Source organism: Streptomyces sp. ActVer, assembly GCF_027270795.1.
Taxonomy (GTDB): domain Bacteria; phylum Actinomycetota; class Actinomycetes; order Streptomycetales; family Streptomycetaceae; genus Streptomyces; species Streptomyces umbrinus_A.
In genome coordinates this window covers 1-2,304 of the sequence record NZ_JAPWHT010000791.1, presented here as the reverse complement: position 1 = coordinate 2,304, position 2,304 = coordinate 1, and the positions used below count along the sequence as shown (strand labels likewise).

Below are 2,304 nucleotides of genomic sequence, written 5' to 3'. Positions count from 1 at the left end.
GGCCCTGGTCAGGGCGGCGGCCCCGGCGGTCCCGGCTTCCCCGGTGGCAAGGGCGCCCAGCACGGCTCGTCCTTCACCGGAGGACCCGGCGGCGGGATGAGCGACGACACCGCGATCCTCACCCCGCAGAAGCCCGCCCCCGAACCCGGTACGCCGGGCTACGGCGGACCCGGTGAGAACGTCTCCGGACACACGCTGACCAGCGGCATCCCCGTCGTGCCGCCCGCCCCGAACTCCCCGTTCGGACCGGGCGCGCACACCGACGGACCGCTGCCGCACCAGCCCCCGAAGCTGCCCGAACCCGTCTCGCCGGCGGCGCCCGCGGCTTCGCGGCCCAAGAAGAAGAAAAAGGGCCGCAACAAGCTGGTGCTGCTGGTCACCGGCGTGGTGACCCTCGGCGGCATCGCGTACGGCGCCGGGCTGCTCATGAACCACTCCGACGTGCCCAAGGGCACCACCGTGCTCGGCGTCGACATCGGCGGCGGCACCCGTGACGAGGCCGTCAAGAAGCTCGACGACGCCTTCAGGACGCGGGCGGCCAAGCCGCTGCAGCTCTCGGTCGAGGGCGACACCGTCACCCTCAGGCCGGACCAGGCCGGTCTCCAGCTCGACAGCCAGGCGACGGTACGGTCCGCGGCGGGCAGCGACTACAACCCCGTCTCGGTGATCGGCTCGCTGTTCGGCAACCATCGCGTCGTCGACCCCGCGATGCCCGTCGACGAGGAGAAGCTGACGGCCGCCCTGGAGCGCGCCGCGGGCGGCTCCGGCTCGGCGACCGAGGGCACGATCAAGTTCCAGTCGGGCAAGGCCGTCGCCGTCTACGGCAAGGCGGGCAAGGGCATCGACACCGGACAGTCGACGGAGGCCGTCGAGGAGGCGTACCGCGCGCAGGTGGAGACCGGCAAGGCGGCGACCGTCAAGGTTCCCACCACGACCAAGGAGCCCAAGGTCACCAAGGCCGAGGTCGACCGCATGATGAAGGCGTTCGCGCAGCCGGCGATGTCGGCCAACGTGACGGTCAAGGCCGGCGGGGTGGAGCTCCCGTTCAGCCCGGAGAACTCCCTGTGGAAGTTCCTCGGAGTCAAGGCCAACGCCCAGGGCAAGCTGGTCGAGTACTACGACCTGGAAGCGCTGAAGGAGTTGTACGGCGGCGCCTTCGACGGCGTGCTGATCACCCGGGGCAACGGCAAGAAGACCCCCGTCACACCTCAGGACGTGGTCGGCGCGATGCGCCCGGCGCTCCTCGGCAAGACGGCGGCGGACCGTGTCGGAGTGATCGAGACCAACCCCAGCTAGTCGCGGACCGGTTGAGCGGACTGGTTGAAGGGGGCACCCGGTGATGGCCGGGTGTCCCCTTGTCCCGTTCCGGCGTCCGGCTCATCGTGGCCCGAGTGGCCCGCGCCGGGCGGGTGTCGAAGGGGCGGGTGCCGTATGGGCTGGGAGTTCACCGACGACCGGGGGATCACGTTACGGCGCATCGGGCGGCCCGAGAGGGTGGCCGCGTACGTCCGCGCGGGCGCGGCACTGTGGGATCTGGGGGTGCGGCCCGTCGGGGTGTACGGATCAGGCCACGACGGCGACGAGCCCGACCGCGCCAAGTCCGGTGCCCTGGCCGACGTCCCGTACCTGGGCGCGGGCAAGGCCCTCGACGACGGGGCCATTCGCTCCGTACGGCCCGACATCGTCGTAGACGTCACGTACGACCGGGAGAAGCCGTACGCCGTCATGGAGGCGGCGGCGAAACGGGCCGGGGCACCCGTCCTCGCGCTCGCGGTCGGCGGCGACACCTCGCTGCCCGACATCCTGGCGCGCTTCGCCCAACTGTCGGTGGCCCTCGGCGGCGAACCGGCGGGCGGGGAGGGCGAACTGGCCGCAGCGGAGGACGCCGTACGAGCCGCCGCCTCCGCTCCGCTGAAGGTGCTCGCGCTGTCGGCCGCCGGAGCCCGCCAGGTGCATCTCGCCCGGCCGGGGACCTGGCCCGAGCTGCGTCATCTGGCCGAGCTGGGCGTGGAGTTGGTCGAGCCGGGTGCCGGGGGCGCGAACTGGGCAACGACCAGCTGGGAGCACGCCGTCGGCCTCGCCCCCGACCTGGTCCTCGCGGACGCCCGCGCGAACGCCGTACCGGCAGGGGAGTTGGACTCCGTGCCCGCCTGGGAGGCCCTCACCGCGACCGCGACCGTGGAGCCGTGGAACCCGGAACTGCCGTGCAGCGCCCACGCGTACGCCGCTTTCCTCCGGTCGGTGGCGGACGCACTTGAGGTACTGGGGGCCAAGAGGTGAGCTTCGCCTGACCGCCTGACCGCC

General features: G+C 72.5%; 1 protein-coding gene and 1 pseudogene. Both read left to right on the top strand.

Translation table 11 applies throughout. The features are described from left to right. A pseudogene (locus tag O3Q52_RS52085) lies at positions 1-1,296 on the top strand (hypothetical protein); the annotation flags it as partial. Between the two features lie 135 nt (positions 1,297-1,431). Next, on the top strand, positions 1,432-2,280 hold the full coding sequence (locus tag O3Q52_RS52080) for an ABC transporter substrate-binding protein (RefSeq protein ID WP_269655397.1): 849 nt from the start codon (positions 1,432-1,434) through the stop codon (positions 2,278-2,280). Positions 2,281-2,304: the final 24 nt, after the last annotated feature.